The sequence below is a fragment of the Actinomadura rugatobispora genome, from assembly GCF_055379765.1.
This window is the reverse complement of the sequence record NZ_AP029191.1, coordinates 769,850-792,632: the sequence shown is the minus strand read 5'-3', so window position 1 is coordinate 792,632 and position 22,783 is coordinate 769,850. Positions and strand designations below refer to the sequence as shown.

Annotated in this window: 24 protein-coding genes; 15 read left to right on the top strand and 9 right to left on the bottom strand. The window is 69.7% G+C overall.

Annotated elements, in window-relative coordinates:
- Positions 1-9 precede the first annotated feature (9 nt).
- Positions 10-1,425: an FG-GAP repeat protein gene (locus ACZ466_RS03165; protein WP_378285700.1), complete on the top strand. Its 1,416-nt coding sequence runs from the start codon at positions 10-12 to the stop codon at positions 1,423-1,425.
- Positions 1,426-1,434: 9 nt separating this feature from the next.
- Here ACZ466_RS03165 and ACZ466_RS03160 read toward each other — a convergent pair whose 3' ends face one another.
- Both ACZ466_RS03160 and ACZ466_RS03155 read right to left on the bottom strand, forming a co-directional pair.
- Positions 1,435-2,976, bottom strand: coding sequence for an alkaline phosphatase D family protein (locus tag ACZ466_RS03160; RefSeq protein ID WP_378285699.1), 1,542 nt, complete (start codon positions 2,974-2,976; stop codon positions 1,435-1,437).
- 102 nt (positions 2,977-3,078) lie between these two features.
- A complete protein-coding gene (locus ACZ466_RS03155) occupies positions 3,079-4,944 on the bottom strand; it encodes a glycoside hydrolase family 15 protein (RefSeq protein WP_378285698.1) in 1,866 nt (621 codons plus the stop codon).
- Positions 4,945-5,173: 229 nt separating this feature from the next.
- On the opposite strand from ACZ466_RS03155, the gene ACZ466_RS03150 reads away from it, so the two are divergent.
- On the top strand, positions 5,174-6,316 hold the full coding sequence (locus ACZ466_RS03150) for a glycerophosphodiester phosphodiesterase (RefSeq protein WP_378285697.1): 1,143 nt from the start codon (positions 5,174-5,176) through the stop codon (positions 6,314-6,316).
- A 61-nt stretch (positions 6,317-6,377) separates the two neighbouring features.
- On the opposite strand, the gene ACZ466_RS03145 is transcribed toward ACZ466_RS03150, so the two are convergent.
- The gene (locus ACZ466_RS03145; protein ID WP_378285696.1) at positions 6,378-6,881 is read right to left on the bottom strand and encodes an ATP-binding protein; all 504 of its coding nucleotides are present in this window, start codon (positions 6,879-6,881) and stop codon (positions 6,378-6,380) included.
- A 186-nt stretch (positions 6,882-7,067) separates the two neighbouring features.
- On the opposite strand from ACZ466_RS03145, the gene ACZ466_RS03140 reads away from it, so the two are divergent.
- The 3 genes from ACZ466_RS03140 to ACZ466_RS03130 are packed head-to-tail and all read left to right on the top strand — an operon-like array spanning position 7,068 to position 8,412.
- Positions 7,068-7,910 (top strand): helix-turn-helix domain-containing protein, encoded by an 843-nt coding sequence (locus ACZ466_RS03140; protein ID WP_378285695.1) that lies wholly within the window; start codon positions 7,068-7,070, stop codon positions 7,908-7,910.
- A 20-nt stretch (positions 7,911-7,930) separates the two neighbouring features.
- Positions 7,931-8,194 carry a DUF397 domain-containing protein gene (locus ACZ466_RS03135; protein ID WP_378285694.1) on the top strand — a complete coding sequence of 88 codons (264 nt, stop codon included), beginning with the start codon at positions 7,931-7,933 and terminating at the stop codon, positions 8,192-8,194.
- Positions 8,195-8,205: 11 nt separating this feature from the next.
- Positions 8,206-8,412 (top strand): DUF397 domain-containing protein, encoded by a 207-nt coding sequence (locus ACZ466_RS03130; RefSeq protein ID WP_378285693.1) that lies wholly within the window; start codon positions 8,206-8,208, stop codon positions 8,410-8,412.
- A 72-nt stretch (positions 8,413-8,484) separates the two neighbouring features.
- Here ACZ466_RS03130 and ACZ466_RS03125 read toward each other — a convergent pair whose 3' ends face one another.
- Together ACZ466_RS03125 and ACZ466_RS03120 are read right to left on the bottom strand one after the other, a co-directional pair.
- On the bottom strand, positions 8,485-9,270 hold the full coding sequence (locus ACZ466_RS03125; protein ID WP_378285692.1) for an SDR family NAD(P)-dependent oxidoreductase: 786 nt from the start codon (positions 9,268-9,270) through the stop codon (positions 8,485-8,487).
- 10 nt (positions 9,271-9,280) lie between these two features.
- The gene (locus tag ACZ466_RS03120) at positions 9,281-9,652 is read right to left on the bottom strand and encodes a hypothetical protein (RefSeq protein WP_464042787.1); all 372 of its coding nucleotides are present in this window, start codon (positions 9,650-9,652) and stop codon (positions 9,281-9,283) included.
- 59 nt (positions 9,653-9,711) lie between these two features.
- On the opposite strand from ACZ466_RS03120, the gene ACZ466_RS03115 reads away from it, so the two are divergent.
- Positions 9,712-11,061 carry an amidohydrolase family protein gene (locus ACZ466_RS03115; protein WP_464042785.1) on the top strand — a complete coding sequence of 450 codons (1,350 nt, stop codon included), beginning with the start codon at positions 9,712-9,714 and terminating at the stop codon, positions 11,059-11,061.
- A gap of 51 nt (positions 11,062-11,112) precedes the next feature.
- Entirely contained in the window at positions 11,113-12,177 is a 1,065-nt protein-coding gene (locus ACZ466_RS03110; RefSeq protein WP_378285689.1) for a Rieske 2Fe-2S domain-containing protein, read from the top strand.
- 39 nt (positions 12,178-12,216) lie between these two features.
- Here the strand turns inward: ACZ466_RS03110 and ACZ466_RS03105 are convergent, their stop codons facing one another.
- Positions 12,217-12,744, bottom strand: a complete 528-nt coding sequence (locus tag ACZ466_RS03105; protein WP_378285688.1) for a MarR family winged helix-turn-helix transcriptional regulator — start codon at positions 12,742-12,744, stop codon at positions 12,217-12,219.
- A gap of 90 nt (positions 12,745-12,834) precedes the next feature.
- Here ACZ466_RS03105 and ACZ466_RS03100 point away from each other — a divergent pair, with 90 nt between their 5' ends.
- The 8 genes from ACZ466_RS03100 (at position 12,835) to ACZ466_RS03065 (ending at position 20,104) form a co-directional block, all read left to right on the top strand.
- Positions 12,835-13,815: a nucleoside hydrolase gene (locus ACZ466_RS03100; protein WP_464042783.1), complete on the top strand. Its 981-nt coding sequence runs from the start codon at positions 12,835-12,837 to the stop codon at positions 13,813-13,815.
- Between the two features lie 160 nt (positions 13,816-13,975).
- On the top strand, positions 13,976-15,022 hold the full coding sequence (locus tag ACZ466_RS03095; protein WP_378285686.1) for a PDR/VanB family oxidoreductase: 1,047 nt from the start codon (positions 13,976-13,978) through the stop codon (positions 15,020-15,022).
- A gap of 144 nt (positions 15,023-15,166) precedes the next feature.
- Positions 15,167-16,069: a factor-independent urate hydroxylase gene (pucL, locus tag ACZ466_RS03090; protein WP_378285685.1), complete on the top strand. Its 903-nt coding sequence runs from the start codon at positions 15,167-15,169 to the stop codon at positions 16,067-16,069.
- Positions 16,069-16,515: a 2-oxo-4-hydroxy-4-carboxy-5-ureidoimidazoline decarboxylase gene (locus ACZ466_RS03085; RefSeq protein ID WP_378285684.1), complete on the top strand. Its 447-nt coding sequence runs from the start codon at positions 16,069-16,071 to the stop codon at positions 16,513-16,515. The genes pucL and ACZ466_RS03085 overlap by 1 nt, the downstream gene beginning before the upstream one ends.
- A complete protein-coding gene (uraH, locus tag ACZ466_RS03080; protein ID WP_378285683.1) occupies positions 16,512-16,823 on the top strand; it encodes a hydroxyisourate hydrolase in 312 nt (103 codons plus the stop codon). Before ACZ466_RS03085 ends, uraH begins: the two co-directional genes overlap by 4 nt.
- Positions 16,813-18,150 (top strand): allantoinase AllB, encoded by a 1,338-nt coding sequence (gene allB, locus ACZ466_RS03075; protein ID WP_378285682.1) that lies wholly within the window; start codon positions 16,813-16,815, stop codon positions 18,148-18,150. The genes uraH and allB overlap by 11 nt, the downstream gene beginning before the upstream one ends.
- Positions 18,147-18,974: a bifunctional allantoicase/(S)-ureidoglycine aminohydrolase gene (locus ACZ466_RS03070; protein ID WP_378285681.1), complete on the top strand. Its 828-nt coding sequence runs from the start codon at positions 18,147-18,149 to the stop codon at positions 18,972-18,974. The genes allB and ACZ466_RS03070 overlap by 4 nt, the downstream gene beginning before the upstream one ends.
- Positions 18,971-20,104: an acyl-CoA thioesterase/BAAT N-terminal domain-containing protein gene (locus tag ACZ466_RS03065; protein WP_464042780.1), complete on the top strand. Its 1,134-nt coding sequence runs from the start codon at positions 18,971-18,973 to the stop codon at positions 20,102-20,104. Before ACZ466_RS03070 ends, ACZ466_RS03065 begins: the two co-directional genes overlap by 4 nt.
- Before the next feature lie 32 nt (positions 20,105-20,136).
- Here the strand turns inward: ACZ466_RS03065 and mgrA are convergent, their stop codons facing one another.
- The 3 genes from mgrA to ACZ466_RS03050 all read right to left on the bottom strand — a co-directional run bounded on the left by mgrA (position 20,137) and on the right by ACZ466_RS03050 (position 22,761).
- A complete protein-coding gene (mgrA, locus tag ACZ466_RS03060; protein ID WP_378285680.1) occupies positions 20,137-21,132 on the bottom strand; it encodes an L-glyceraldehyde 3-phosphate reductase in 996 nt (331 codons plus the stop codon).
- 61 nt (positions 21,133-21,193) lie between these two features.
- Positions 21,194-22,021 (bottom strand): ABC transporter permease, encoded by an 828-nt coding sequence (locus ACZ466_RS03055; protein ID WP_378285679.1) that lies wholly within the window; start codon positions 22,019-22,021, stop codon positions 21,194-21,196.
- Complete coding sequence (locus ACZ466_RS03050) at positions 22,018-22,761, bottom strand: ABC transporter ATP-binding protein (RefSeq protein ID WP_464042778.1); 744 nt, start codon at positions 22,759-22,761, stop codon at positions 22,018-22,020. The genes ACZ466_RS03055 and ACZ466_RS03050 overlap by 4 nt, the downstream gene beginning before the upstream one ends.
- Positions 22,762-22,783: the final 22 nt, after the last annotated feature.

Here is a 22,783-nt window from a genome sequence, read left to right as displayed (position 1 = left end):
GTTGCCGGTGTGCGCATCGCCTCCCGCCGAGGGCCCCGCCTCCGCCTGCTCGCCGTGCTCTGCCTGGCCGGTGTTTCCGGCGCGTCGGCGCCGCTCGTCGCCGCCCTCTCACCCGTCCCGGAGAAGCCCGGCCCGGCCGGGCCGCTGTCCGCCGCGTACGTGCCGACGGGGCCGTGCCGGGCGGCCGAGCTGATCGCCGGAGCGCCCTACGCCGCGTCCGGCGGGCGGTCCCGGGCCGGGGCCGTCGCCGTCCGGTACGAGGACGCCGCCGCGCCCGTCCTGCTCGCCCAGGCGCCGGCCGCGCCGGGCGCCGGGTTCGGCGCGGCGCTGGCGGTCGGGGACTTCGACCGCGACCGGTGCGCGGACCTGGCGGTCGGCGTGCCCGACCAGGTCTTCGGGGCACGCCGTCCCGGAGCGGAGGGGCACGGCGCGGTGCGGATCTACTTCGGCTCCCCGACCGGGCTGCGCGCGGGCTGGACGCTGTCGGCCCGTGACCTGGGCCGCCCGTACGGAACCGACCGGTTCGGCGCGGCCCTGGCCGCCGCCGACCTCGACGGCGACCGGGACGACGAGCTGGTCGTCGGGGCGCCGGGGCTGGAGGGCGGCGGCGGTGTCGCGGTCTTCGGCCTGGAGGGGCGCGGGCTGCGCCCGGGGCCGGTCGTCCGGCAGGGCACCTCCTGGGTCGGGCAGTCCCCGGCGGAGACCGACGGGTTCGGGGCCGTGCTCGCGGCCGGCGACCTCGACGGCGACGACCGCGCGGAGATCGCGGTGGGCGCGCCGGGCGACGGGCCCAAGAGCCAGGGCTCGGTGACGGTGCTCGACCCGGTCGCGCGCACCGCCGACTACGTCTCCCAGGACGAACCGGGCGTCGGCGGCTCGCCCGAACGGCTCGACCACTTCGGATCGGCGCTGGCCACCGGGGACTTCGACGGCGACGGCCGTCACGAGCTGGCGATCGGCGTCCCGGGCGAGGAGGGCGACGAGGGCGCGTCCACCGGTTACAGCGAGGGCGCCGTGCAGGTCCTGGACGGCCGCACACTTCGGCAGACCGGCCGCACCTGGACCGGACGCGGGCGGAAAGGGCCCTATGACCGGTTCGGTGCGGCGCTCGCGTCCGGGGACCTCACCGGGGACGGCACCGACGATCTCGCGGTCGGCGCCCCCGGACGGAGCGCGGTGACCGTGCTGCGCGGCAGGGACGGGCGCGGCCTGACCGGGCGCGGGGCGGCCACGGTCGCCTCGCCGCTGGGGCCGGACGGGCAGTTCGGCTGGTCGCTGGCGGTCCGCCGCGGCGGGCTGCTGATCGGCGCGCCGGGCGCGGCCGGGTACGGCGGCGCCGTCGCCCTCCTCGCCGGGCCGGACGCCCGCGCCGTCACGATCGTCCCCGAACCCGTGCGAGGTCTGCTCGGCTACGCGTTCGGCTGAGGGCGATGGTCAGGCGCTCCCCAGCGAGCGGGCGCCGTCCGGGACGGTGAACACCGCCGACACCGAGCCCGGCGCGCCCTTGCGGGTGATGTGCGGGACGGTGTGGAACTCGGCGCGCAGCTCTCCCGGCGACGCCCTGCACAGCACGTGGCCGCGCCGCTGGTCGATGTAGGCGATGTGCGGGTTCTCCGCGCGGATCGCCGAGTTGGACACCGGGTCGTGGTAGCCGTCGCCGTCGCTGGCGATCGAGGTGGCGACCAGCTCGATGCCGACCCGCGCCGAGCCGGGGTCGTCGAAGTCGGCCCGCAGCTCGTTGGCGTGCGCCACGTGGACGTCGCCGGTCAGCACGACCGGGTTGCGCGTCCGGGAGGCCAGCAGGGAGGTGAGGAGCCGCTCGCGTTCGGCCGCGTAGCCGTCCCAGCCGTCCAGCGCGACCTCCAGGCCGGGCCCGAGCTGGTGGTCGCGCTGGGCGAGGAAGATCTGCTGTGCCAGGACGTTCCAGCGCGCCCGCGAACCCCGCAGTCCCGCGTCCAGCCATTCGAGCTGGCCGTTGCCCAGGAGGGTGCGGCGCCGTTCAAGTCGGTCGTCGCAGCCGGTGCGCACGCCGTCCTCGCAGGGCTGGTCGGCCCGGAACTGGCGGGTGTCCAGCATGTGGAACTCCGCCAGGTCGCCCCAGTGCAGCCGCCGGGTCAGCCGAAGGCTCCCGTTGCGACGCAGCGAGGAACGCCGCAGCGGCATGTGCTCGTAGTAGGCGCGGAAGCCCGCCTCCTTGCGCGAGGCGAACCCGGGGGTCTTCTTACCGGGGTTGTCGCCCGCCCAGTTGTTCTCCACCTCGTGGTCGTCCCACACCACGGCCCAGGGCGCGGCGGCGTGCGCGGCCTGCAGGTCGGGGTCGGTCTTGTACTGGGCGTGGCGCAGCCGGAAGTCGGTGAGCGTCCGGCAGGTGCCGCCGACGTGCCTGCGCACGATCGGGAGCGGCTGCGGCTTGTCCTCGGCGGAGTCCTCGTAGATGTAGTCGCCCAGGTGCACGACGAGGTCGGGGTGCTGCTCGGCCATGCGCCGGTAGGCGGTGAAGTAGCCGTGCTCGTAGTAGGCGCAGGACGCGGCGGCGAAGGTCAGCGGCGTCAGCGCTCCGGGCGGGGGCGTCGTGAGGGCCCGTCCCACCGCGGACAGGTGCCCGCCCGCCCGGAAGCGGTAGAAGTACTCGCGCCCGGGGCGCAGCCCGTTCAGCTCGACGTGCACGCTGCCCGCGCTCGCCGGACGCGCGGTGACCCGGCCCGTCCGGGCGAGCCGGGTGAACCGCCGGTCCTCCGCGACCTGCCACTCCACATCCACGCCGCTCCCCGACGACGGCAGCCCGCCCAGGCCGTCCTCCGCCAGCGGGCGCGGGGCGAGCCTCGTCCAGAGGACGAACCCGTCGTGGGACGGATCCCCCGAGGCGACCCCCAGTTCGAAGGGGTCGGCCAGGCGCCGGGCCGAGAGCCGCGGCCCGGCCGGTACGAGAGGTGCCAGGCCGGCGCCCGCCAGGAACGACCTCCGCGAAATATCCACACATCAAGTGCAGGTCACGTTATTGAGGTCGGTGGAAGGAACAGTCGACAAGGAACGCAACGCAGAGTGAAGGGGGTGTTTCTGCAGGTCGATGGCGATGGGTCAGGAACGGTCCAGGGCACGGTCCAGGTTGACGGCGGCGCTGATGAGCGCCAGGTGCGTGAACGCCTGCGGGAAGTTCCCCAGGGCCTCCCCGGACGCGCCGATCTCCTCGGCGTACAGGCCGACGTGGTTGGCGTAGGTGAGCATCTTCTCGAAGACCATCCGCGCCTCCCTGACCTGCCCCGCCCGGGTGAGCGCCTCCACGTACCAGAACGAGCAGAGGTTGAACGTCCCCTCCTCGCCCGCCAGCCCGTCGTGGCCGTTGATGGCGTAGCGGTGCACCAGGCTGTCGGAGACCAGGTCCTTGCCGATCCGCTCCAGCGTCATCAGGAAGCGCGGGTCGGTCGGGCCGGAGAACTTGAGCAGCGGCATGCACAGCAGCGAGGCGTCCAGCTGCTTGCTGCCGGGGTGCATGACGTAGCTGCCCAGGTCGGGGTCCCAGCACTGCTGCTGGACGAACCGGTACGCCTTCGCGGCCAGGTCGTGCCACTCGCCCACCGGGGCGGGCAGGCCGCGGTCGCGCGCGATCCGTCCCGCGCGCTCGAACGCCACCCAGGTCATCAGGCTGGAGTAGGTGAAGCGCTGGCGCGGGCCGCGCACCTCCCAGACGCCCTCGTCGGGCTCCTCCCAGTGGTCGGCCAGCCAGTCCAGCCGTTTGGACAGCGCGTCCCAGAGCGAGTAGGAGATCGGCACCTCGCGGTTGTAGAGGTAGACCGAGTCCATGATCTCGCCGTACACGTCCAGCTGGCGCTGCCCGACCGCGTTGTTGCCGATGCGGACCGGCTTGGAGCCCATGTAGCCGTCCAGGTGGTCCAGCACCTGCTCGGGGATCTTGTCGCTGCCGTCCACCGCGTACATGATCATTATGTCGCGTTCCAAAGTCGCGGATTCGCAGCGCCGCTCGATCCACTCCATGAACGCGGCGGCCTCCTCCAGGAAGCCCAGCGTCATCAGCGCGTAGATGGTGAACGCGGCGTCCCGCAGCCAGCTGTAGCGGTAGTCCCAGTTGCGGACCCCGCCCAGGTGCTCGGGCAGCGACGTGGTCGGCGCGGCGATCAGCGCGCCCGTCGGGTGGTACACCAGCAGCTTGAGCGCCAGCGCCGAGCGGTGCACCATCTCCCGCCACCGGCCCTTGTAGCGGGACTGCCCGACCCAGCGCTGCCAGAAGTCGGAGGTGCGCAGGAACAGCTCGTCGGCCTCGCCGGGGACCAGCGGGTGCGTCTCGCCGTTCCACTCCAGGACCAGGTCCACGGTCTCGCCCTCGTCCAGGGTGAACGTCGCCGTCGCCCCGAGCCCGTCCGCGTCGATCCGCAGCGGGACGCTGGAGCGCAGCACGCAGCGCCCGGCCGCCGAGGTGAACACCGCGCCGACCCCCTCGACCAGGTCGACGGTGTGCGGGGCGCGGGCGTAGTCGAAGGCGGGACGGCAGCACAGCTCGAAGGTCGCCTGCCCGCGCACCGCCCTGGCCTGCCGGACCAGCAGGTCGCGCGGCGGCGCGACGCCGCTGGTCTCCGGCACCATGAAGTCGATGATCTCGCCGACCGCCTCGGCCGTGAGGAAGCGGGTCATCAGGATGTTGGTGTCGGGCAGGTAGAGCTGCTTGGGCCGGGTCGTCGTCCGGCACGACAGCGAGAAGTAGCCGCCCTTGCGGGCGTCCAGCAGCGAGCCGAACAGCGAGGGGGCGTCGAACCGGGCCGGGCAGTACCAGTCGATCGTCCCGTCGGTGCCGACCAGGGCGACGGTCCGCAGATCGCCGACGATGCCGTGTTCCTCGATCGGGAGGTACCGGCCGGAAGGCCCGGACGGCGCGGGGGGAGTGGGCGGAAAGGGCGCGGAGGGCGCGGAGCGCGCGTTTCGCGGAGGCACATCTCCGATGATCCGGCCAAATGTTTCGGGCGCATTCCCGGAGTGTTACGGGAGCCTCTCTCACTGTGACGCATTCCGGCCGTGTGCGTTCACCAGTATGACGATCAAGGTTGGCCGGGCCGTCACCGGGCGGGCCCTGGGCCGGTCGCGGCCATCTCGGTACGTTTCCGGCGCGCGCGGTGATCTCCCGGCGAGGGTCGCACGGAGGGCCGCGGCGAAAGGAGCCGACATGGCCGCCGGTGGAACGACACGGAGGATCCAGCGGGGGAGGCGGCGCGGGGTCGCGCTGCTGGGCGCGGCCGCCGTCCTGCTGCCGCTGCTGACGGTCGCGGCCCCGGCCACCGCCGCGCCCGCCGAGCGCGGCAGGGCGGCGCCGATCGTGCTCGGCCACCGCGGTGCCTCGGGCTACCGCCCCGAGCACACCCTCGCCTCGTACGAGCTGGCCGTCCAGATGGGCGCCGACTACATCGAGCCGGACCTGGTGCCGACCAAGGACGGCCAGCTGGTGGCGCGGCACGAGAACGAGATCGGCGGGACGACCGACGTCGGCACCCGTACGGAGTTCGCGGGCCGCAGGACGACCAAGACGATCGACGGGCGCCCGGTCACGGGCTGGTTCACCGAGGACTTCACGCTCGCCGAGCTGATGACGCTGCGCGCCGTCGAGCGGCTGCCCGACGTCCGCCAGCACAACACCCTCTACAACGGCCGCTACCAGGTCCCGACCCTGCAGGAGGTCGTCGACCTGGCCAAGCGGCTGGGCCGCGAGCACCGCCGCCGCGTCGGGATCTTCCCCGAGACCAAGCACCCGACCTACTTCCGCTCCATCGGGCTGCCGCTGGAGAACACCCTCATCTCCACCCTCAAGCGCAACGGCCTGGACCACCGCGACGGGCGCGCCATCGTCCAGTCGTTCGAGCCGACCAGCCTCCGCACCCTCGACAAGGCGCTGAGCGTCCCGGTGCTCCAGGCCCTCTCCACCTCCGGCGCCCCGTACGACACCGTCGCCGGCGGCCAGGGACCCACCTACGCCGAGATGGTCACCCCGGCCGGCCTCAAGGAGATCAGCACCTACGCCGACTGGATCGGTCCCGAGAAGACCCTGGTGATCCCCAACAAGGCCGACGGGACGATCGGCACGCCCACCCCGCTGGTGAAGGACGCGCACGCCGCCGGTCTGAAGGTCAGCCCCTACACCTTCCGGAACGAGAACCAGTTCCTGCCCGCCGACCTGCGCAACGGGACCGCGCCCGGCGCGTACGGGCAGGCGCTCAAGGAGTACGACCTCTTCTACCGCACGGGCATCGACGGGCTGTTCAGCGACAACCCCGACACCGCCATCATCGCCCGCACCGAGTTCCTCGCCCGCTAGGAACGAGGCGTCCCCTCCTCGCCTGCCTGTCCCGGTCGTCGAGACGGCCGGGACAGGCGGGTCACGACCCGTCCCCATCGGCGAGAGCCGTGGAGTCGGTGTCGAGCAGGAACCACACGGTGCGGCCCTTCGCGTCGCTCCAGGTGCCGCACCGCCCGTCGGTGAGGTCGTGAAGCATGGCCAACCCGCGGCCGGAGGTGGCGTGGACGCCGGCGTCGACGGGCACGGGGGCGCGGCAGGTCGACCCGGCGTCGGTGACCTCCACGCGGATCCCCTTCCCGATGGACCATGCCGCGATGGACACCGTCCCGGGCCGCCCGTCCTCGTCCGGCCGGGCCGAGTCCGAGTGCAGGACGGCGTTGGTGACCAGCTCGCAGCCCAGCAGTTCGACCCAGAACGCGGCGGGGTGATCTTCACCGAGCAGGCCGCGCAGCCAGCGCCGCGCCGTTTTCACCTGCTCCACCTCCGCGGAAATGTCGATCCTCCCGAGCACGGCCGGCTCGCGAACATCGGGAGTCGTTTGCTGGGGGCGTCGGGCCGGTTGTTGCAGATCTCCATTGATCATCGGAGTCGTCTCCGTCCGGAGTTTGGAGCAACTGCGCGGTAGCCGCTCCTTGTCAGTGATCAGGTGACTACGCTATGTGCACAGCTAACCACTCTCACGCGTGGCATGCAAGTGGCATGACTAGCATGAGATTTGCACGCACGCCCTAATCGCACAGTGCTGATCGCACAAGGAGGACTCTGGGACATGGCAGTCGTATCCAGCCCCACCACCCGCGGCCGACGCCTGGCCTTTGAGTTGCGCAAGTTCCGCGAGCGCGCGGAACTGACCCCCAGCCAGGCTGCGCGCCAACTGGGCTGGTCACTGAGCAAGCTCATCCGTATCGAGAAGGCCCAGACCCAACCCAAGACCTCCGACATCACCGCGGCGCTCGCGTTGTACGGCGTCGACAGTGCCACCCACGCCGCACTCATCCAACTGGCTAAGGAATCCTGGAAGCGCGGCTGGTGGACGGCCTATGCCGACGTCTTCAGCGGCAGCATCGTGGCCCTGGAGGACGAGGCCAGCAGCATCTGCGCGTGGGAACCGCAACTCGTGCCCGGCCTACTCCAGACCGAGGAATACGCCCACGGGATCATCAGCCTGCGTTCTGAAGACCCTGCCACCATCCATCGACGTGTGATGGCCCGGATGAACCGGGGCATGCTGCTGCGTCGCCCTGATGCCCCACGACTGCATGCCGTCCTCGACGAGGCGGTGCTGCGCCGCGGCATAGGCGGCCCCGAAGTGATGCGCAAGCAGTTCTCGGCTCTCGTCGAAGCCGCACAGCGCCCCAACGTCACGATCCAGATCATGCCCTTCGACAGCGGTGCGCACCTGGGGCTCGAAGGCTCGATGGAACTGCTCGGCTTCGCCGATGACGCCGAACTCGACGTCGCCTACGCCGAAGGCCCGATGGGGGACATCTACCTCGAAAGCGCCGAAGAGGTCACCCGCATTAGGCTTGCTCTGGAAACCATCTGCAGCGCAGCGATGCCCCCGGCCGAGTCGGTCCACCTCATCGCCGCACTGGCACAGGACGGGCCCTAGTCGCAAGGAGCGCCTCCCACATGATCGAACCAGTACGCCCTCGATGGCGTAAGTCCCGTCGAAGCGGCACCGGCGACAACTGCGTGGAGATCGCGGGCCTGGACGGCATGCGAGCCGTGCGTGATTCCAAGGACCCAGATGGCGGTGTGCTGGCCTTCGATACCGCTGTCTGGAGCTCGTTGATCGGCCGGATCAAGCGGGGCGAGTTCGACATCGGAGGCCCGGATCCGTCGGGGTACGTGGCATCGGCGGAGTGCATCACCGCCATGATCAAGGAGATGTGAGTCCCACTCCCATGACCTCCATCGATCTCTCACACGCTGTATGGCGCAAGAGCAGTCGCAGTTCACCGGCCGGCGAGAACTGCGTGGAGATCGCGGGCCTGGTCGGTCTGCGTGCTGTACGCGACTCGAAGGAGCCTGACGGCGGTGTGCTGGCCTTCGATGCTGCCGCCTGGAATTCGTTGATCGCCCGGATCAAGCGAGGCGAGTTCGACATCTAGGGGGCCTGGAGACGGATCGAGCCGTTGCTGGCGCAGGCTGATGGCCGGGGTCGTGTTCGCTCAGGTCCGCTCTCACCCCTCGCCGGATGGGCGCGGCAGGATCTTGCCGGACATGCCACCGGTCACCTGGATCACCTCACCCGTCACGTAGCCGGCGACAGCGTCGGACAGCAGCCATGCCACCACCGACGCGACATCGCGCGACGTCGCGGGCCGGCCAAGGGGAACCGTCGCCAGGGCTCGCTTCAGGCGTTGTTCCGCCGCGGCTTCGGCGTGGGCCGACGGAGGCACCCACGTCGGGGAGACCGCGTTCACCCTTCCGTGTGGAGCCGACTCGACGATTTCGCGTGCCAAGGTCCGGACGAGGCCGTGCGTCACCGCCGACTTGGCGGCGGCGTAATCGGCGTAGCCGTCTTCACCGAAATGGGCGGCCGCCGACCCGACGAACACGAGCGAGCCGTGACCGACCTCGCGCACGTGCTTCAGGTAGGCGCGGGCGGTGAGGAACGCGACGGTGAGGTTCTGGTCCAGGGTCGTACGCCACCGCTCGAGTGTCAGGTTCCGCGTCTGCACGGGCGGACCCGGCCATCCCCCGGCGTTGGCGACCACACCGGTGAGAGGGCCGGCGCTTTCGACCGCGCGCTCGATCAGCGCGTCCACCTCGGACTCCACGAGCAGGCTCGCCTGAAGAGCGAAGCCTCCCGTGTCGTCGGCCAGAGCGTGAGCGGCGGCGACCCGGCTCCGGTAGTGGATGATCGGCACGGCGCCTTCGGTCGCCAGCCTCCGCACGATCGCGGAGCCCAGAAGACCCGACCCGCCGGTGACCAAGACCGCCTTGCCGCTGAGTCCGAGATCCACGCGATGCCCCTCAGACCTCGACCGCGGTCGCGTCAGGAAAAATCGGTGTGGTGCCGGGACCGCGTACGGCGCACGCCGCGTTGCCCATCCGGCCAAGATCAAGTGTCGCCGGCGGCGGCCCTGTCCCCGTCGTGGCGGCCGGCTCAGTAGCCTCACCCGCGTTCAGGACAAGGACGTCCACGCGGCGCAGGACGTCGACGGAGCGGAGTCTGGTCTCCAGGCCGTCGATCAGCAGGTTCAGGTCGAGCGTCGCGTTCGCGCCCTTGCCGCCGAGACCGGTGCAGGTGTCCGCTCCCGGCCCCGTCTCGCGCGGGGCCGGGAGCGACGGCACCCGGAAGAAGACGTCCCGGTTGATCGATCCGAGGACGATGACCGCGCCCACGCGAACCTCCAAGGGTGGACCGAAATAGTTCGTACCTTTATTATGCGTACCGTAATCGATTGGAGTGCGTCGTGGGTAGGACTGTCGTTCGCAACGGGACCGTGGTCACGAACGGGCTCGCAGGCACTCTCCGGGCCGACGTCGCCATCGAGGGCCGCCGCATCGTCGAGATCGGCACCGTGGCCTCACGAGGAGGCGACGTCGAGGTGGACGCGACCGGCTGCTGGGTCACCCCCGGCCTCGTCCAGACCCACGTCCACCTGTGTCAGACGCTGTTCCGCGGCCTGGCCGAGGATCTCGACGTCATGGCCTGGCTCGACCAACGGATCTGGCCGCTCGAGCGACTCCACACAGTGGAGACCGCCGCCGCGTCCGCGCGATGGGGCATGGCCCAACTGCTCCTGTCGGGCACCACCACCGTCAATGCGATGGAAACGGCGCTGCACACCGACGCGGCGTTCGAGGCCGCAGCCGACCTGGGTGCCAGGGCGTTCATCGGTAAGGCGCTGATGGATCGTCAGGAACCCGGGACCGCTTTGTGGGCCGAGGACACCGCGGCCGCTTGGCACGACCTCGACCGGCTGGTCGCGAGATGGCACGGCGCGGCCGACGGCCGGCTGCACGCGGCGGTCGCACCTCGCGCTCCCTCGGCCGCCACCGACGAACTGTGGAGCCGAGCACTCGACCTCGCGCGCCGGCTGGACCTCGTCGTCCACACCCATGTCAACGAGAACCGGGGCCAGGCACGTCGCGTCGCCGACGCCAACGCCGCACGAGACGTCCACTATTTGCACGATCTCGGCGCCCTGGGTCCCCTGTCGGTGCTCGCGCACTGCGTGTGGCTCTCCGAGGAGGAGCGCGAGATGCTGGCGTCCACCGGCACCACCGTGGCGCACTGCCCTTCGGCAAACCTCAAGCTCGGTTCCGGGATCGCGCTGGTCCCCGAGATGCTCGAAGCGGGCGTCAACGTCTCGATCGGCACCGACGGGGCCGCCTGCAACAACAGCTTGGACGGGTTCGAGGAGCTCCGGATGGCGGCCCTCGTGCACCGCCCGCGCTGCGGAGCCGGCGTGATCTCCGCCGCACGGGCTCTGCGGATGGGCACGATGGGCGGCGCCCGAGCACTCGGCCTGAGTGATCAGGTCGGCATGCTGGCCGTCGGCCGATTCGCCGATGTGGTCATCGCCGCCACCCCGGAGTCCGCCGATCCGGCCGACCCCGCGGAGTTCACGCGAGCGGCCACCCATCTGGTCTTCGGCGGCGCCGACCGCCGAGTGGACTCGGTCCTCGTCAACGGCCGGCTCGTGGTCAGCCGCGGCGAACTGGTCCACGGTTCCCGAACCCAGATCGAGGCCGACGCTCTCGCCGCGCGAGCGCAGCTGGTCAAAGCCCACGGAGCAGCGGCATGACCACCGTCGACCTCGACGCGCCCTCAGCCCTCGAATCGAAAGGAAACGAAGATGCTCGTCAGTCAGGTCCCGGCCTTCACCGAATACTGGTACCCCGTCGCCTACGCGCGGGAGATCACCGATGTGCCCCGGCGCACTCGAGTCCTCGGCGAGGACTATGTCCTGTGGCGCGGCAGGGACGACGCCATCGGCGCAGCCGTCGATGAGTGTCCCCACCGCGGATCCCGCCTCAGCCAGGGCTGGGTCGAGGACGGCGCTCTTGTCTGCGGGTACCACGGCTGGGCGTTCGGCGCCTCGGGGGCGTGTGAGCGAATCCCGCAGAACGACCCCGACCAGCCGATCCCACCGCGGGCCCGCGCCCTGTCCGTCCTCGTCGAGGAGAAATACGGCCTGATCTGGCTCTGCCCCGGAATGCCCCGCGCCGGGATCCCGGTGCTCGACGAGGCCCTCGACCCCGGGTTCACCCTGATCCACGAACTGATGGAGGTCTGGCAGGCGTCCGCACCCCGCGTCATCGACAACGCGCTCGACGTCTCTCACCTCGCCTGGACCCACCGCAACACGATCGGCTCGTCGGCCAATCCCCGGATGAACGACATGCAGGTCGAGCGCGACGGCCACAAGCTGCGATCGCGAGTCTCCTACATCTCGCGACTCACGCCGGAGCAGCGCCGCAACACGGGCCTGACCGGCGACTTCACGACCCGGACGACCAACTCACAGCTCGTGCGGCCCTTCGTCTTCAAGGACGTCATGGAGTATGAGAACGGCCTGCGGCACGTGCTGTTCAAGACGGCGACCCCGATCGACGACGAGCACACCCTCTTCTGCCAGTTCATCGCCCGGAACGACGATCCGGACGAGGAGAAGAGGAAGGAGATCATCGCGCTCGACCGGCTCATTCAGAGTGAGGACAAGGAACTACTGGAGCAGATCCGACCCGAGTTCCCGCTCGAGATCCAGACCGAGATGCACACCCGGACCGACCGGATGACGGTGGAGTACCGGCGCATCCTGGCCGAGCTCGCCCAGGAGAGTTCCCTGGCCCCGCCCGACCGGACCTGGTCGCGACCGTTCGCGGACGCGGCACGCGCCTCGATCCAGCAGCGGCGCTGAGCAGTCCGTGCGACCGAGACCGGCGCCGGTCGCGAGGTGCTACCGCACCTCGTCGCCGGTCAGGTCCCGGCCGGCCAGGCCTCGGATCGCGTCAAGGAAACCCTCCGTGGCCATGGCATCCGCGAAGAACTCCGCACCGAGCTTGTCCAGGATCACGACGCATCTCCGCGCCAGAAGCTTCCCGTTCTCGGTCACCCGGACCCTGACGGCCCTGGCGTCGCGAGTGTCCCGATCACGGCTGATGTGGCCGTCGCGTTCGAGGACTTTCAGGACCTGGGACGTCAGGACCGGCTCGAGGCCCGCATGGGCGGCGATCGCCCGTTGGTTGGGCATGTCGCCTTCGCGGCCCAGCCACCACGCACTGCTCAGCACGAGGAACTGCACGTGCGTCAACGACATGCCGGCGAGGGCCGAGGCCACCTCGCGCTGCCAGCGCAACGCCGCGTGCCTCAGCAGGAAGCCCGGAGTGGTGCCGGCCGAATGCCGGCGGAGCGCGTCTTCGAGCTGGTCCATCGGAAGCGCCTCAAGAGCTGCGATCTCGTCTTGCATTTTCTTGCTCAGCGGCACAACAAGGTCCTTCCGACAAGGCCGAAAATCGCGGACCCGAGTTCCGCGGCCCAGACCCCAATCCGACTTGAACAGTGAATGAGAACATCCGTGAGACTAATCGTAGACAGCGACGGCGGCATCGACGACGCAGCCGCGCTCTGGTGGTTGTGCCGCAACCCTGACGTCGATCTGGTCGCCGTCACCGCGGTCGGCGGAAGCGTGCCGGCCGCGCAGGCCGCCATCAACCTGCGGTTCATCCTCGAGGCCGCCGGCGCCGGTCACGTCCCCGTGTTCTCGGGCCGCGACCAGACCGCTCCCGCGCCGCGAACACAGCGGCCGGTGATGATCCACGGATATGACGGACTCGCGGATCTCGAGCGGAAGCCACCGATCCACCCACCGGAAGCCGGAAAGTCGGTCCTCGACGCATTCGATGAACTGTGCCGGGCGGGCACATCGGTGCTCGCGCTCGGCCCGATGACCAACCTCGGCGCCGGTATCACCAGCGGCGCACTCCGGCCTGACGGTGCGACCCTCACCTTCATGGGCGGCAGTGCCCGCGCAGGCGGCAACGCGCGTCCGACCGCGGAGGCGAACATCGCGCACGATCCGTCCGCGGCCGATGTCGTACTCCGCACATCCTGGGCGACCCCACCCCGCATGGTCGGACTGGACGTGACACACCGGGCCACACTCACCGAGCGCGAGTTCGGCGACCTCGCGGCGAGCCGGACACCCGCGGCGAAGTTCCTGGCCGGCCGCCTCGCGTACTACGGCCGTCACGCCGGCATGCTGTGCGCTCCGGGCGAGACTCCCTGCCACGACCTCCTCGCGGCCATGGTCTGCACCGACCCCACGTTCGTCGACGCCGAGATCGTCGACCTCCAGGTCGACATAGGCGGAGGTGCCGCCTGGGGGACGACGGTCGCCGACCTTCGGCCTGTGGCCCGGCGCGCGCACGTCTCGGCCTCGGCCGGGGACGGCAACGCCCTCGGCGAGGGGGCGGCCGTCCAGGTCGGGCTCGACGCGGACGTCGACCGGTTCCGCGCAACGTTCCGATCATTCGTCACCCTCCCCATTGCCAAATAATAAAGGTACGAACTAAAATTGACCGACAGTTCCGCGCGCCAGCCGGAAAGCGGTAGAAGGACTCCTCCGCAGTCCTGATCGATCGCCTCCGTGCGCCGACCCGGGTCACCAAGAACCAGCGGGCGCCAGGCAGGAACCCGGGCTCAAGGAGTTGTGTCCCGTGCACGCCGACCAGATCAGTGCGACCAGAGTCGCCACCTCAGCACGAACGGAGTCTCCGGATCCGGGGATCGCGAGCGCGGGCCCTGACACGAACGCCGTCCTCGACGTCGTCGTCGCCGAGCGGACCGACCTCGCCGAAGACGTCGTGGGACTGACCCTGCATCGCGCGGACGGCGGTCCGCTCCCTCGCTGGGACGCCGGATCACACATCGATCTGATCTTCCCCACCCCGACACTCGGTACGCTCACCCGGCAGTACTCCCTTTGCGGGGATCCGTCCGACAACCGGGAATGGCGGGTCGCCGTACTCGGCGACCGCCACGGTCGGGGAGGGTCGCGCCATCTGTGCGACCGGCTCCAGGCCGGTGCCGTCCTCCAGGTTCGAGGGCCGCGCAACCACTTCCCGTTCGCCGCCGCCGAGGAGTACCTCTTCCTTGCCGGTGGAATCGGCATCACGCCCATCAGGCCAATGGTCGCGGCAGCCGCCGCGACCGGTGCGCGATGGCGACTCCACTACGCGGGGCGGAAGCGGTCCCGGATGGCGTTCGCTGCCGACTTCGCGGCCACCTACCCCGACAAAGTACATGTCATCGCCGAGGACGAGCATGGCTTCCCCGACCTGCGATCCATCCTCTGCGGGGCGTCGCGGAACACGGCGGTCTACAGCTGCGGCCCCGCGCCGATGCTCGAAGCCGTCGTCGCCACATGCCAGGAGCTCGGCCTTCCCGCGCCGCACCTGGAGCGCTTCACCGCGGTCCAACCGGAACCCGGCACCTTCCAAGACACGCCCGTCGACGTCGAGTTCCGCCGGCTGGGCGTGACCCGGACCGTTTCGGAGAACGAGTCGATCCTCGACGTCGCCGAGGAGCTCGGATCCCCGATCTTCGGCTCGTGCCGCGAAGGAATCTGCGGTACCTGCGAGACCCGTGTTCTCGAGGGCGCGCCGGAGCACCGCGATGCGCTCCTGAGCGACGCACGGCGTGCGGACCACATGTTGATCTGCGTCTCCCGGGCCACGTCACCGTGGCTGGTACTCGACGCCTGAGCTCCGGCCGAGGAACCGGGATCCGTCCGGCGAAGGGAACCAACGTCAGTCGACGCGTGGCGGTGGGCGGCCACGAGATCGCGGAGGTGCCGCACGTGTTCGTCCGGCGCAGTCTTTCGCTCACGTCCAACGACAGGAGAACGCATGTCCACGGTGCTGGGAATGAACCAGTACGGCAAGGCGGAGACCCGCGTCGTCCGCATCTATCGCGACACCCCGATGCACGAGATCCGCGATCTCAATGTGTCGACGTCGTTGCGCGGCGACTTCGACCGTGCTCACACGATCGGCGACCAGTCGATGATCATGCCCACCGACAGCCAGAAGAACACGGCGTTCGCCTACGCCAAGACGCACGGCGCCGACTCGATCGAGGACTACGCGATCGCCCTCGGCAAGCGTCTCGTCACGGCGACGCCCGCGGCGCGCCAGGTGCGGGTTCGCGTCCAGGAGTACGCCTGGGACCGCATCGGTGACCACTCGTTCGTGCGCCGAGGCGGCGGCGTCCGTACCTGCGTCGTCACGATCACGCGAGGCGACGCCCGCGACGAGTGGGACACCCAGGTGCTGACCGGCGTCGAGGATCTGGTCGTCCTCAACTCGACCGGCTCGGAGTTCAAGGGCTTCCTCAAAGACGAGTACACCACGCTCCCCGAAACCGACGACCGGATCCTCGCCACCTCGCTCGCGGCCACATGGCGGCACACCGGCACCGGCGTGGACTGGAACCGGTCATACGAAGCAGCGGTGACCACCCTCCTGAGAACGTTCGCCGGCACCTATTCACGGGCGTTGCAGGAGACCTTGTACGTGATGGGCGTCGCGCTCCTCGAATCGCAGGACGCTCTGGCGGAGGTGCGCTTCTCCGCACCGAACAAACATCATTTCCTTGTCGACTTCTCCGATTTCCGGGTCAACGGACTCACCAATGACGGCGAGGTCTTCAACGCCGCGGACCGGCCCTGCGGACTCATCGAGGCTCAGGTCATCCGCGACGACGCGCCCACCGCCCGCGACGCCTGGCCGGCCGAACCCGGATTCCGCTGATGGTGGTCACCCGGGACGTGCTCCTCGGCTGCCTCGCGATCCCCCGATGGGCGGACGAGGTACTCGCCGGACATCCGTACACGAACGCCGCCGGGGTGCTGGCCGCGGCGGTCCGGGCGTCGGGTGAGCTCACCGACGAGGAACTGGTCCAGGCTCTGTCCGGCCATCCGCGGATCGGCGAGCACGGCGGCGCACAGTCACGACTTGAGCAGTCCGGCATCGATCTGGCGGTCGATGGCACCGCCGCGAGGCTGGCGTCCGGCAACGCGGCGTACGAGGAGCGCTTCAGCCGGGTGTTCATCATCCGCGCCGCCGGGCGGGACGGGGAGGAGATCCTCGCCGAGCTCGAAAGACGGCTCCACAACGATGACGCCACCGAGCGCGCGGAGACGATCGAGAATCTCCGGCAGATCGCACTCCTCCGGCTGGAAGCGGCGTTGTCATGAGCGGGTTGTCCACTCACGTCCTGGATACAGCCCTGGGCCGACCGGCGGCCGGGGTTCACGTCACGCTCGAGACGCGCGACGGCCGGTACGTCGCCGAAGGTGTCACCGACTCCAACGGACGCATCGCCGCCATCGGAACCGGATCACTGGCCGCCGGCGACCACGTCCTGCGCTTTGATACCGGAACCTACGTCGACGGCTTCTACCCGGAGGTGATCGTCATCTTCACCGTCGTCGACGCGGAGGACCACCACCACGTTCCGCTGCTGCTCAGCCCCTACGGCTACGCGACCTACCGTGGCAGCTGAACTCGACCTGGTGATCCGCGCGCGGCGCGCGGTCGTCGACGACACGGAACGACCGGTATCGGTCGGCGTGATCGGCGGGAGGATCGTGACCCTCACCGGGCACGACGAGCCACCGGCAGCCGCGCGCACGGTGCGGTTGGCCGAGGACGAAGTGTTGCTGCCCGGCCTGGTCGACACGCATGTTCACGTCAACGAGCCAGGGCGCACCGAGTGGGAGGGTTTCGCGAGCGCGACCCGCGCGGCGGCCGCGGGCGGCGTGACCACGATCCTCGACATGCCCCTGAACTCGGTGCCACCGACGACGACGGTCGAGAACCTACGCCTGAAGCGGGAGGCCGCGGCGGGTCAGGCGCATGTCGACGTCGGCTTCTGGGGCGGCGCGGTGCCGGGCAATCTCTCCGATCTCGCACCCATGTACGCCGCCGGCGTCTTCGGATTCAAATGCTTCCTGCTCGGCTCCGGCGTGCCGGAGTTCGGCCATCTCGACCCCGGGCCGTTCGCCCGTGTGATGGGGGAGTGCGCCCGCATCGGCGCGCTGGTGATCGTTCACGCCGAGGACGGCCACCTTCTGGACGAGTCGGCCCTGGCCGGCAGGAGCTATGCCGGCTTCCTGGCCTCGCGGCCGCAGGCGTCCGAGGTGGCGGCGATCGAACTGGTCATCCGCCTGGCGGCGAAGACCGGCGGCCGCGCGCACGTCGTGCACCTGAGCGCAGCGGACGCGGTTCCGATGATCCGGGACGCCCGCCGTCGCGGGGTCGACCTGACCGTCGAGACCTGCCCGCACTACCTCACGTTCGCGGCGGCGGACGTCCCCGACGGCGCGACGGAGTTCAAGTGCTGCCCGCCGATCCGCGAGGCGGACAACCGGGACGCACTCTGGCTGGCCGTTGCCGACGGGACCGTCGATTTCATCGTCTCCGACCACTCACCGTGCACTCCGGAGCTCAAGCTGCGTGGCGACGGCGACTTCGGCACGGCCTGGGGCGGCATCGCATCGCTCCAGCTGGGACTGTCGGCGGTGTGGACCGGTGCTCGCCTTCGCGGACATGACCTGACCGACGTGATCCGCTGGACCGCGACCGCGCCGGCGAGCCGCGTCGGTCTGTTCAGGAAGGGCCGGATCGGTATCGGCGCCGACGCGGACCTGGTGCGCTTCGCGCCCGACGAGGAGTTCGGCGTGGACGTATCGCGTCTTCACCACCGCAACCCGGTGTCGGCGTACGCCGGTCGTCGGCTCACCGGCGTCGTCCGCGAGACCTGGCTGCGCGGGATCACCGTCGACGACGGTCTGCCCCCGCGTGGCCGGCTGCTGAGGAGAGGGCAATGACCAACTACCACGTTCCCGCGGGCGGGTTGCCGCCTCAGAGCGCGCTGACGACGGATCGGGCACGGTTCACCGAGGCGTACGCCGTGATCCCGGCACGGACACAGAGCGACATCACCGCGTCCTACCTTCCCGGGTGGCAGTGGACGAGACTCTGGGTCCTCGCCCGTCCCCTCACGGGGTTCGCCGAGACGTTCAGCCAGTACATCGTCGAGGTCTCCCCGGGTGGCGGCTCCGAGAACCCGGAGGCCGACGCCGGGGCGGAGGCCGTCCTGTTCGTCGTCGGCGGCGCGCCGACCTTGACGATCGAGGGCACGACCCACGGCCTGACCGCGGGCTCCTACGCCTACCTGCCGCCGGGAGCCCGCTGGACGCTTCACAACATCGGTCCGGACATCGCGTCGTTCCACTGGATCCGGAAGACCTACCAGCACGCGGCCGGACTCGATGTCCCGGAGGCGTTCGTCACCCGGGAGCGGGACGTCACGCCGATCGACATGCCCGGCACGGGCGGCACCTGGTCGACCACCCGGTTCGTGGACATCGCCGATCTGCGGCACGACATGCACGTCAACATCGTCAACTTCGAACCCGGAGGATCGATCCCGTTCCCGGAGACCCACGTCATGGAACACGGCCTCTACGTTCTCGAGGGGAAGGCGGTGTATCTCCTCAACACCGATTGGGTCGAGGTCGAGGCGGGTGATTTCATGTGGCTCCGAGCGTTCTGTCCGCAGGCCTGCTACGCGGGCGGCCCCGGACGGTTCCGCTACCTCCTGTACAAGGACGCGAACCGGCCGGCTCCCCTGTCCGGCGCGCTTCGATGAACCCCACGCCTGTACGCATCGACGCGGTCTGCGGCCTCACGTTCCGAGGACTGTCGCCCGGCCGGCCGACCACGGTCTCTGTCACGACGACTCACGGAGCCGACAGTTGGGTTTCGCTGGGCACCTTCGCCGCCGACCGTGACGGAGTGGTTGACACCGGTCGGATGCGGTCAATCGCCGGCACGTATGTCGGCCGTTCGTCGATGGGCATCTTCTGGTCACAGCGATGCACCACCGGCGCGGCGGTCCCGTCGACCGCCGCCGACCCGGTGACGTCGACGGTGCACGTCCGTCAGCACGGAGAAATCGTCGACGTCACCGCGGTCCAGAGGTTCGCCGACGGCCCCGACGTCGAACAGCGCCCGGCCACCAAGGGTTTGATCGGGACTGTCTATCTGCCGGCCCGGCCGAAGCGGATCCCGGTTCTCGTTCTCGGCGGATCCGAAGGCGGCCAGAACGATCTCGCCGCCGCGCTGATGGCCGCCCACGGTCACCCGAGCATGGCGCTCACCTACTTCGGGGCCGCAGGTCTGCGCGATCGGCTTGAGGAGGTACCTCTGGAGTACCTCGCCGCCGCCGCGGAGGACCTGGCCGGAACCGGTCCGTTCGCGGTCTACGGCGTCTCCAAGGGCGGGGAGCTGGCGCTCGTGCTCGGCGCGACCCATCCCGCCGTGGCCGGGGTGGCCGCGATGGTCCCGAGCTTCCCCGGCGTGTCGGCGCTGCACTCCGATCTCCAGCCGTGGTCAGGACCCGGGGCACCGAGCGGCATGCCCATGGGGCACGTCGAGCCGCCGCACGCCGGCGAACTGTTCGCGCCGGGCACCGCATTTCGGACAACGCGCGCCCGAGGTCCGCGGACCACCGTCCCGACTCTCCTGGTGACGACCGGGGACGACACCGTTCTCCCGCCGCTGCGGATGGAGGTCCCGGCCGGCAAGACGCTGGAGCGGGTCCACATCCAAGGAGCCGGACATCTCATCCAGCCTCCACACCTGCCCACCACCGCCACGGTCGCACCGTACGGCGACGGCTGGCTGCTCCTGGGCGGGACTCCGGCAAGGAACGCCCTGGCGAACAGGACCGCGTGGACGAGGACACTCCGGTTCCTGCGTCTTCTCGACTCCGAGTGAGCGAGTAGCGCTCCGGGTGGGCGCCCTGGGCGCTAGTCGGACAGGCGCCAGCCGCTCCAGATGTCGACGTCACCGTCGGTGGCGTACCGGTCGATCTCGGCGAGCTCCTCGTTGGTGAGTTCCGCCGCGTCGAGACAGCGCAGACTGTCGTCGAGCTGGCTTACGCTGCTGGCGCCCACGACCACCGATGTCATCCGGGGATCCCTCAACGCCCAGGAGAGTGCCATCTGCGCGAGCGTCTGGTGCCGTTCGGCGGCGAACTTGTTCAGGGCCCGGACCCGCTCCCGATTGTCGCCCGTCAAGTAGCGATCCGGATTCAGCGGGCCGGACCGGGCGGCGCGCGATCCCGCCGGAACCCCGTTCAGGTACCGGTCGGTCAGAAGACCTTGCGCCAGCGGCGAGAAACCGATGCAACCCGCACCCGCACCTTCGAGTACGTCGAGCAAGTCGTCCTCGATCCAGCGGTTGAGCATCGAGTAGGACGCCTGGTGCACGAGCAGCGGGATCGCGAGCGCGTCGAGCGCCTCGACCGCTCGGGAAGTCCGGTCGGCCGAATAGGAGGAGACGCCGGCGTAGATGGCCTTGCCCTGGCGGACAGCGGTCTCCAGAGCGCTCATCGTCTCCTCGATGGGCGTGGAGGGGTCGGTACGGTGCGAATAGAAGATGTCGACGTAGTCGAGTCCGAGCCGCCGCAGGCTGGCATCCAGGCTCGCCAGCATGTGCTTCCGGCTGCCGCCCGTCCCGTAGCGGCCGGGCCACATCTCGTAGCCGGCCTTGGTGGCGACGACGATCTCGTCACGCCTGCCGGCGAGGTCGGTTCGCAGGATCCGTCCGAACAGCTCCTCCGCCGACCCGGGTGGAGGGCCGTAGTTGTTGGCCAGGTCGAAGTGCGTCATGCCGTTGTCGAACGCGTGACGGACGAGCGCACGCTGCCTGTCCTCGTGCCCGGTGCGGCCGAAGTTCTGCCACAACCCCAGGGACAGGACAGGCAGGTCGAGGCCGCTTCGGCCGCACCGGCGGTATTCCATGTGACTCCTCAATCTTCGCCCGACCATCCGTTGGCCGGGGAGAACGCGCCAGGAGCTCTCGTCAGACGCGGCTTCGGTCGAACCGCTTGCCGACCACGAACGAAAGGCCGCTGAAAAGCCAGAAGGCCGCGATACCGAGCAGCGCGCTCAGGATGATCGACGCGTAGAGCAACTCGGACTGAAGCCGAGCGATGTAGAGCGACATCAGGATGCCGATGCCGGTCGTGCCCTGTCGGAAGAAGAAGTCGCCGACGATCGCGCCGATGACCGAGAGCCCGGCAGAGATGCGGAAGCCGGCGAAGATCGCCGTCAACGCGAACGGGAAGTCGAGCTTCCACAGCCTCGTCCATCGACCGACCTGCTGGAGTGCGAAGAGTTCCCGCAGCGCCGGATCGACCGACTTCAGTCCGAACAGCGCGTTCGCGATGATCGGGAAGAGCGAGATCATCGTGCACACCACGACCCGGCTGAAGAACCCGAATCCGAACCAGAACCCGAACAGCGGCACGAGCGCCAGGATCGGGATCGTCTGCAAGGTCACGGCATACGGGTACAAGGAGCGTTCAGCCCAGACGGCCTGGCTCATCGCGATCGCGACCGCGAGGCCGATGATGATCGCGGCGACCAGGCCGACCGCCGCGACCCGGGTCGATACCAGCAGGCCGTTGAGCAGTGCCTGCAGGTTCTCGCCGTCGAGGAAGCCCACCGAGATCACGCGATGCGGCGGCGGCACCAGAAATCGGCGTTCGGGCGTCAGCAACTTGTAGGAGATCAGGTACCAGAGCCCGACGAAGGCCGCGAAGACGAGCGCCGGCGGCACCACCATCGCGAGAAGACGGGCAGGCCGCCGGCTCGGCAGCGACGTGGACTGGGTGGCGATCAAGCTCACTGGGCCCCCTCTCGAAGCAGGCTGGACACCTCGCTGACGAGCTTGGTGAAGAGACCGTCGAACCTCAGGCCGAGTGGCCGGGGAAACGGCAGCGGCACCTCGACCTCCCCGAGGATCGTCCCCGGGCGACCCGACATCACCACGACGCGGGTCGACAGGAAGACGGCCTCGAAGATGTTGTGCGTGACGAACATGCCGGTGAACGGCCTGTTCGCGAACACGCTGGTCACCTCGGTGTTGAGCCGCTCGCGGGTGAGCTCGTCCAGTGCCCCGAACGGCTCGTCGAAGAGGAAGATCTCCGGATTGAGCGTCAACGCACGCGCGATGGAGACCCGCATCTTCATGCCGCCGGACAACTGCTTGGGCAAATGGCGCTGGAACCCACCGAGGCCGACCAGGTCGACGGCCTCCTCGCGGCGTTCGATCCGGTCCTTCTTGGGCACGCCCTGGAGCTCCATCAGCAACTCGACATTCTGGGCGACGTTGCGCCAGTGCAGCAGGGTGGCTTCCTGGAACACGAAACCGATGACGCCGTCGCCGACCCTCGACGTCCCCGTCGTGGGGACGTCGAGGCCGGCGGCGATCCGCAGCAGCGTGCTCTTTCCGCATCCCGAGGGGCCGACGATGCTGATGAACTCGCCCGAGTTCACCGTCAGGTCGACGTCTCGCAGCGCCTGCGTGCCGTTGCCGAACACCTTCCCGAGGCCCGAGAAGTCGATGGATCCCCGGTCGTCAGGCACGTTGTTCCTCTCCGTCGCGACC

Bases quoted from the DNA above. Each gene is read 5' to 3' on its own strand.
- ACZ466_RS03150 (WP_378285697.1), top strand. From the start codon at position 5,174: ATGGCCGCCGGTGGAACGACACGGAGGATCCAGCGGGGGAGGCGGCGC.
- ACZ466_RS03145 (WP_378285696.1), bottom strand. From the start codon at position 6,881: ATGATCAATGGAGATCTGCAACAACCGGCCCGACGCCCCCAGCAAACG.
- ACZ466_RS03140 (WP_378285695.1), top strand. From the start codon at position 7,068: ATGGCAGTCGTATCCAGCCCCACCACCCGCGGCCGACGCCTGGCCTTT.
- ACZ466_RS03135 (WP_378285694.1), top strand. From the start codon at position 7,931: ATGATCGAACCAGTACGCCCTCGATGGCGTAAGTCCCGTCGAAGCGGC.
- ACZ466_RS03130 (WP_378285693.1), top strand. From the start codon at position 8,206: ATGACCTCCATCGATCTCTCACACGCTGTATGGCGCAAGAGCAGTCGC.
- ACZ466_RS03110 (WP_378285689.1), top strand. From the start codon at position 11,113: ATGCTCGTCAGTCAGGTCCCGGCCTTCACCGAATACTGGTACCCCGTC.
- pucL (WP_378285685.1), top strand. From the start codon at position 15,167: ATGTCCACGGTGCTGGGAATGAACCAGTACGGCAAGGCGGAGACCCGC.
- ACZ466_RS03085 (WP_378285684.1), top strand. From the start codon at position 16,069: ATGGTGGTCACCCGGGACGTGCTCCTCGGCTGCCTCGCGATCCCCCGA.
- uraH (WP_378285683.1), top strand. From the start codon at position 16,512: ATGAGCGGGTTGTCCACTCACGTCCTGGATACAGCCCTGGGCCGACCG.
- ACZ466_RS03070 (WP_378285681.1), top strand. From the start codon at position 18,147: ATGACCAACTACCACGTTCCCGCGGGCGGGTTGCCGCCTCAGAGCGCG.
- ACZ466_RS03065 (WP_464042780.1), top strand. From the start codon at position 18,971: ATGAACCCCACGCCTGTACGCATCGACGCGGTCTGCGGCCTCACGTTC.
- mgrA (WP_378285680.1), bottom strand. From the start codon at position 21,132: ATGGAATACCGCCGGTGCGGCCGAAGCGGCCTCGACCTGCCTGTCCTG.